6 protein-coding genes are annotated in these 6,810 nt (G+C 71.7%); 2 read left to right on the top strand and 4 right to left on the bottom strand.

All coding sequences use genetic code 11. The annotated features are described in order from the left end of the window. Positions 1-138 precede the first annotated feature (138 nt). Positions 139-846 (top strand): hypothetical protein, encoded by a 708-nt coding sequence (locus tag ACFU99_RS27515; RefSeq protein WP_384396856.1) that lies wholly within the window; start codon positions 139-141, stop codon positions 844-846. Here ACFU99_RS27515 and ACFU99_RS27510 read toward each other — a convergent pair. From ACFU99_RS27510 to ACFU99_RS27495, 4 genes are all read right to left on the bottom strand, one after another. Further along, positions 759-1,478, bottom strand: a complete 720-nt coding sequence (locus ACFU99_RS27510) for a type 1 glutamine amidotransferase domain-containing protein (protein WP_384396853.1) — start codon at positions 1,476-1,478, stop codon at positions 759-761. The two genes, ACFU99_RS27515 and ACFU99_RS27510, sit on opposite strands and share 88 nt — an antisense overlap. A 24-nt stretch (positions 1,479-1,502) precedes the next feature. Continuing rightward, positions 1,503-2,423: an acetoacetate decarboxylase family protein gene (locus tag ACFU99_RS27505; RefSeq protein WP_384396859.1), complete on the bottom strand. Its 921-nt coding sequence runs from the start codon at positions 2,421-2,423 to the stop codon at positions 1,503-1,505. A 206-nt stretch (positions 2,424-2,629) separates the two neighbouring features. Then, on the bottom strand, positions 2,630-3,805 hold the full coding sequence (locus ACFU99_RS27500; RefSeq protein ID WP_384396850.1) for a helix-turn-helix domain-containing protein: 1,176 nt from the start codon (positions 3,803-3,805) through the stop codon (positions 2,630-2,632). A gap of 45 nt (positions 3,806-3,850) precedes the next feature. Further along, positions 3,851-5,017 (bottom strand): helix-turn-helix domain-containing protein, encoded by a 1,167-nt coding sequence (locus ACFU99_RS27495; protein WP_384396847.1) that lies wholly within the window; start codon positions 5,015-5,017, stop codon positions 3,851-3,853. Between the two features lie 176 nt (positions 5,018-5,193). On the opposite strand from ACFU99_RS27495, the gene ACFU99_RS27490 reads away from it, so the two are divergent. Further along, a complete protein-coding gene (locus ACFU99_RS27490; protein WP_384396844.1) occupies positions 5,194-6,744 on the top strand; it encodes an MDR family MFS transporter in 1,551 nt (516 codons plus the stop codon). Positions 6,745-6,810 lie beyond the last annotated feature (66 nt).

Here is a 6,810-nt window from a genome sequence, read left to right as displayed (position 1 = left end):
GTCCCGGACGCGTCCGGGACAGCCGGATGTGTCCGGGACCCCGCTCGGACACATCCGCGGACACGCCGCCGCCGGCCCTCCGGGCGCCTATGTACCGTGAGTCCGCAGGTGAGGGACGAGGAAAGGAAGCGACCGGGGATGGACGGAATGAGCGGGGACGGGCCGGACTGGCTGGTGACGCTGCTGGGCGGGGCGTCGGGGAGCGGGAAGACGCGGCTCGGTTACCCGCTGGCCCGGCGGTACGGGGTGCCGGTGGTGGAGGTGGACGACCTCGTCGAGGCCGTACAGGCCATGACCACCCCTGAGCAGCAGCCCGCCCTCCACCACTGGACTGTCCACCCCGAGGACGCCGACCTGCCCGTCGAGCGGGTCGTCGAGCTCCAGCTCGCGATCTGCGAAGCCGTACGGCCCGCCGTCGAGGCGGTCGTCGCCAATCACCTGCGCACCCGCGTCCCCGTCGTCATCGAGGGCGACTACGTGCTGCCCGCGCTCGCCGCGCAGCGTTCGTTCGCGGGTGTTGAGGCGGGTACGGGGGAGGTGCGCGCGGCGTTCGTCCGTGAGGGCGACGTCGACCAGCTCGTACGCAACTACCGCGACCGCGAGCCCGAGGAGGGTCCGCAGTTGCACCGGGCGCGGGTTAGCGCCCGGTACGGCGACGTGCTCGCGGAGCGGGCGGCGGCGCTCGGCCTGCCGGTGATCGAGGCCAGGCCGTGGGCGACGGCGGGGGAGCGGCTGGCGGCCGGGCTGGAGCTGTGCGCTCAGGCGCCGAGGCCGGCCGGGTCGGACAGGTCGGCTACGAGCCGGCGGGCGAGCGGTTTGGACGAGGCGGGGTTCTGCCCTGTGTAGAGGTTGCGGTCGACTTCCACGAAGGGGAGCAGCGGGAGGCGTCCCTTGCGGTAGTCGGTGCCGCTTGCGCGCAGACGGTCTTCAAGAAGCCAGATCGCCTTGCGGCCGAAGCTGTTGAACTTCTCCTCCAGGTTGGAAAGTCCGGTCATCCGGTAGCCGGTGAAGGGCCACGACCCGTCGTCGTTCTCCGCGGCGAACGCGGCGGCCGGCGCGTGGCAGAGCAGGGCCAGCGGCTTGCCGGAGCGCAGGACCCGGGTGAGGAGCGCGCCGGAGGCCGGGTCGACGGCGAGATCCTCCATTGGTCCGTGGCCGCCCGGGTAGAAGACCAGGTCGTACGCGTCCGGGTCGACCGCCTCCAGCGCCGCGGGGCTGTCCAGTTCGGCCTGGAGGGAGCGCAGGTAGCGGGCGACCTCGCGCAGGGTGGAGGGCAGGCCGGCCGTACGGGACATGCTGAGGCGGTCGAGGGTGGGGGCCTTGCCGCCGGGCGTCGCGAGGGTGATGTCCCATCCCGCCTGGGTGAAGATCTTGTGCGGCATGGCGAGTTCCTCGCCCCAGTAGCCCGAGGGGTGGGCCTCGCCGCCCTTGAGCGTCCAGCGGTCGGCTGCGGAGACGACGAAGAGGACTGTGGTCATGGTGGGGCTCCTGGTCACCGGGTGTCACCGGGTCCGGTTCGGAAGGGAGGCGGGGACCGGCATGTGCAGTGCGAGCTGGCCCTCGGTCATGACGTCGAACCGCACCGTCTTCAGCGGTCGCAGCGAGCGCAGATCCTCGGCCATGCGGCCCTCGCCGACCTGGAGCGCCGCCCCGCGCGGGAGCCGGGCCGCCCCCGCCGCCAGCACGTTGGTCTGGCTCAGGGTGGAGTGCCAGGCCCCGCCGATCGAGGTGTACGAGGTGAGGGTCGACACGCGCGTACCGCTGGGATACGTGCGCTGCGCCGGGGTTGCCGCCGCGAACGCCAGGTCCGTGCCGCCTTCCTCGTTGGCCACACGCGCGGCCGTCCGGTCGGCGTCGACGATGACGTCCAGCGGAGTGACCCACTTGGGGAAGCCGTAGCCGTCGCGACCGCGGACCTGGGCGATGTCCGTGCTCACCGGCAGCGAGAGCACGTACGTGTCCAGGTCCTCGTTCTTGAGCGCGGCGACGAGATCGACGAGGCCGAGGCCGCCGTGGCGTGCGGGTTTCACGGCGATGCCGACGGCGGCCTCGGTGTAGAAGTCGATGTCGCACACGTCGTACCGGAAGAACATCACCGAGACCAGCCCGAGCCCCGGTGCGATCTCCAGCGGCGCCAGCTCCCGTGGCAGGCGGGCGCGGATGGCGCGGGAGCGGGCGAGCATCGTGAGGCGGGCCGTCGAGACGCGGTAGTAGAAGTTCGGGGTGAGGGTGTCGCCGATCGGGGAGTCGACCCGCGTCTTGGGCAGCCGCCGGAAGAACTCCACACCGCTGACGCGCGGATCGCGGGCGACGTCGTCCAGGTCGGTATCCATCCGGTACCGGTCGTACAGGCCCCCCTTGGGGACCGTGACCGTACGGCCGCCCAGGTCGACTGTGACGGTGTCCTGCCGGGTCGAAGCCATGGCCATCGTCCCCATCCTTATGTTAGCGCTGCTCACATCGAGGCTAGTCGGCGATGTGAGCAGCGTCAACAATGCGGCGGGGGCGTGTTGGGCGCGATTGGGCATCGCGAGGGCCGCTCCAACTGGCGTGGTACGTCGCGCTCGCAGGGAGAGGTCCCGATGCCTGTGGCATTTTCGCTATGCGTGAGCGGTAAGTGCCCGCGGAATCACATGGGCAGGCCAACCACCGCAGCCAGCTCGCGCATCTCTGGGGTGAGGGTGCGACGGCCACGCACCACGGTGTCGAGGATGTCGCGCGCGTAGCGCTGCTGCGGCAGCCATTGCGGGGAGTCGTTCCGGACGCGCTGAAGAAGCTCAACTGCTTCCGGATAGTCGCGAGTTCGGGCGTGCGCGTCGGCCACGTCCAGGAGGTGGCGGTTGCGGTTGTTCCACCTCGGTGAGAGCCCGCCGAGCGGGACGCGTTCGGCGAGGCGCAGCACCCGGTCGGGCTGGTCGAGGACGGAGGCGATTTCGGCTGTCTTCATCGCGACCGTGGTGGGGCCGAACGAGCGGATGGCGTCGCGCCTGCTGCGCTGCTCCTTGCCCACTGCCACCGCCGCGGCGCGGGCCAGTTTCATCGAGTCGGCCGCGGCCGACGGGTTGTTGTTCCGCACCGCCGCGGCGGCCACCATCAGCAGGAGGCTGCCCCACGCGTTCAGTTCCTCGGGCGTGGCGCGGGACAGGCGCGGTTCCGTCTCGTCGGCCCAGTGCACCGCCAGTTCGTACGCTTCGCCCAGCCGCCCTTGCCGCAGCTTGAGCCAGCACAGGGTGTCCACACTGGCGGCCGTCTCCAAGCGGTCCGCCGCGTCCGACATCGCGCGCCTCAGCGCCAGTTCGGCGGCGTCGAACTGACGGTTGTGAACCATCACCATGCCGACGAGTTGCAGCGCACGTACGCGCACCGCGCGCCCCTCCGGGCCGAGGGCGTCCGCGTCGCGGATGAGGGCCGGGGTGACCTGGGCCAGCGTCGCGTACTCGTCCGCCGTCACGAGGGCCTGTGCGGCTTTCACTGCGTCACTCACGCCTTCGATGGTGGGCGCGTCAGTCTCGATCGCATCGCCCTCGACCGGCGGCGGAGCGGCCAGGGCCGCGCGCACGGCCGTCCACTGAGTCTCGGTCGTCGTGTCCGTCTTCTCCGGTCGGGGGTCTCCGGCCAGATGCATCGTGGGGACGCGCAGCGCATGGGCCAGTTTCCGCCACGTTTCGAGGCGGGCGCCTTCCCGTTCTCCTTGTTCGAGTTTTGTGATCACGGATTTCGAGATTCCCGACGCGCGGGCCAGATCGCTTCGCGTCAGGTCCCGCAGTTCGCGAGTGGTCTTGAGGCGTTCTCCAGCGGAACCCATACCTCCAGGCTAGCGCCGCCTACCCCTTGATGCGTGCTCGCGCGATCACAACGCCAGGCCGACTGCCCCGGCCAGTTCGCGCATCTCTGGCGTGCGCGTGCGGTGGCCCTTGACCAGGCGCTCCATGATGTCGCGGGCGAATCGTTGCTGTGGCAGCCACTCGGGTGAGCCGTCGCGGATGACCATGAGGCGTTCAACTGCCGCGCTGTAGTCGCGGGTTTTGGCGTAGGCGTCGGCTACGTCGAGGTAGTGACGGTTGCGGTTGTTGCTGGTCGGCCGGAGGCCGCCGGTCGGTACGCGCTCGGCGAGGCGTAGGACTACGTCCGGGCGGTCGACGACGGCGGCGTTCTCGGCGCGCTTCAAGGCGACGGTCACGGGGCCGAAGGTGCGGAGGTGGTCGTTCTCCGGGGCGTACTCGCGTCCGACGGCCACCGCCGCCGACCGTGCGAGGCGCAGTGCGTCCTCGGCCTCGCCCGGAGCGTTGTCGCGTACCGCTGCCGCCGACACGCGCAGCAGCAGCCATCCCCACGTGCTGAGTTCGGCGGGCGTCGCGCGGGAGATCCGGGGTTCGGTCTCGTCGGCCCAGTGCGTCGCCAGTTCGCGGGCCTCGCCCAGCCTTCCCTGGCGCAGACGCAGCCAGCACAGCGTGTTGACGGTGGCCGCCACCTGTAGGCGGTCCCCGGCATCGTCCAAGGCGCGGGTCAGGGCCGTCTCCGCCGCCGCGAACTGGCGCGTCTGCGTCAGCAGCCATCCGACGAGTTGCAGGGTCCGTACGCGCACGGCCCGACCCTCCGGACCGAGTGCGTCGGCGTCGCGCACCAGGGCCGGGGCGACCACCGCCAACGCGGCGAACGCGTCGCTCTTGAAAAGCGGCTGGGCCGCCTTCAACGCGTCGGCCACACCGGTGACGGTGGGCAGATCCTCCTCCTCGGAGGAGACCGGCGGGGCGGCGACGGCGGCGCGTACGGCCGCCCAACGGTCCTCCGTGTCCGGGTCCGCCCCGTCGCCGTCCCGGTCGCCCGCGAGGTACATCGTCGGGACGCGCAGCGCATGGGCCAGTTTCCGCCACGTTTCGAGGCGGGCCCCTTCCCGTTCTCCCTGTTCGAGTTTTGTGATCACGGATTTCGAGACTCCCGACGCGCGGGCCAGATCGCTCTGCGTCAGATCCCGCAGTTTGCGGGTGGTCTTGAGGCGTTCTCCAGCAGATCCCATACCGTCAGGCTAGCGCCGACGCAAGCGCCGCCGCCGCGCACGCGGCCGTGGCGAGCGGCGCCGTCGGCCCGCACCCAGGCGGTCAGCCGACTTGGCTGATCGGCGATCAATTCGTGTAGTGACCACTACTGTTGGGCGGGCACTTCCCGTAGTCGGCCGATGAGCGGAGGACGTCCATGAAGGCGGCGAGCGGCGATCCCGGCGGCGTGGCGGGGGCGGACCCCGACCGGATGGACCGGCGGACCGGGCTGGCGTGCGGGCTGCTGATCCTCGGTGCGTTTCTGGCGCTGCTGGACACCACGATCGTCAGCGTCGGCATGGACAGGATCGGGGAGCACCTCCACTCGCCGCTGTCGACCATCCAGTGGATCGGCGCCGGGTACATGCTGGCGATGGCCGTGGCCATTCCGCTGTCGGGGTGGGCCGTCGACCGGTTCGGCGGGCGGCGGATGTGGATGGGGACGCTCGCGCTGTTCCTTGTAGCCTCCGCGCTGTCCGGGCTTGCGTGGGACGCGCCGAGCCTCATCGTCTTCCGTATCGTCCAGGGCTTCGCGGGCGGGCTCATCGAGCCGGTCGCGCAGACGATGATCGCCCGGACCGCCGGGCCGCGCCGCGTGGGCCGGGTGATGAGCCTGGTGCAGATTCCGATGATGCTGGCCCCGGTGTTCGGGCCGGTGATCGGCGGTTCCGTCATGGAACTGGCGGGGTGGCGCTGGCTGTTCTTCCTCAACCTGCCGATCGGGGCCGCCGCCCTCCTGCTGGCCCGGCGCGTTCTGCCCAAGGACCAGCCCGCCGCCCGGCCCGCCGACGGCGGCTTCGACTCCCTCGGCTTCGCCCTGCTCTCCCCGGGCCTCGGGCTCCTCGTCTACGGACTCTCCCAGGCCGGTACGGGCGCGCGGCCCGGTTCCGCCACCGTGCTGGTTCCCGTCGTTCTCGGGGTTCTGCTGTTGCTCGGCTACGGTGCGCACGCCCTGCGCACCAAGGGCGTGCCCCTCATCGATCTGCGGCTCTTCGCCAACGGCAAGTTCGCCCGCTGCACGGTCATGCTGTTCATGCTCGGCTTCACCGTCAACAGCGGGCTGTTCATGATCCCGTTGTACGACCAGATCGTCCGCGGCGAGGGCCCCGTGCACGCCGGGCTCATGGTCGCCCCGCAGGGGCTCGGCGCCGCCCTCGTCCTGCCGTTCGTCAGCCGCCTCACCGAGCGCTTCGGCGCGCGCGGCGTCGTCCCGTTCGGCATGGCCCTGGCCTGCGTCGGCACGTTCGCCTACACCCAGATCGACGCCGGCACCGGCCAGGGATGGCTCGCCTTCTGGCTGTTCGTACGCGGCGTCGGCACCGGGGCCACCTTCGGACCCGCCCTCGGCGCGGCCTACCAGGCCATCGGAGAAGCGGTGGCGGCGCGGGCCACCAGCGCGCTGTACGTACTCCTGCAACTCGGCGGCGCCGTCGGCACCGGCGGTCTCGCGCTCCTCTTCCAGAACCGCATCGCCGCCGCGATCCCCGGCGCCACCGGCACGCCCAGCGCCGCCGACGACCCGAGCCTGGCCGCGCCCCTCGCCCACGCCTTCGGCCAGGCGTTCTGGGCGGGCGTCGTGGTCTGCGCCGCCGCCGTGGTCGTCGGGCTGTTCCTGCCGGGGCGCTACCGGGGCGGGGAGGGGGAGGTCGCGCGGCAGGCCGGTGAGGGCGCCGCGCCGGACTCGGCCCCGGCGCCGCCGACCCACTGACCCCGCGAACGGCCGGCCCGGCGCCCGAGCCGCTGACCGGGCGGTTTCCTGCCGTCCCCTCCGTTC

The organism is Streptomyces sp. NPDC057654, from assembly GCF_042800135.1.
Classification (GTDB): domain Bacteria; phylum Actinomycetota; class Actinomycetes; order Streptomycetales; family Streptomycetaceae; genus Streptomyces.
Note: the sequence above shows the minus strand (reverse complement) of the source record. Positions and strands in the feature narration are given on the sequence as shown.

Bases quoted from the DNA above. Each gene is read 5' to 3' on its own strand.
- ACFU99_RS27515 (WP_384396856.1), top strand. From the start codon at position 139: ATGGACGGAATGAGCGGGGACGGGCCGGACTGGCTGGTGACGCTGCTG.
- ACFU99_RS27510 (WP_384396853.1), bottom strand. From the start codon at position 1,478: ATGACCACAGTCCTCTTCGTCGTCTCCGCAGCCGACCGCTGGACGCTC.
- ACFU99_RS27505 (WP_384396859.1), bottom strand. From the start codon at position 2,423: ATGGCTTCGACCCGGCAGGACACCGTCACAGTCGACCTGGGCGGCCGT.
- ACFU99_RS27500 (WP_384396850.1), bottom strand. From the start codon at position 3,805: ATGGGTTCCGCTGGAGAACGCCTCAAGACCACTCGCGAACTGCGGGAC.
- ACFU99_RS27495 (WP_384396847.1), bottom strand. From the start codon at position 5,017: ATGGGATCTGCTGGAGAACGCCTCAAGACCACCCGCAAACTGCGGGAT.
- ACFU99_RS27490 (WP_384396844.1), top strand. From the start codon at position 5,194: ATGAAGGCGGCGAGCGGCGATCCCGGCGGCGTGGCGGGGGCGGACCCC.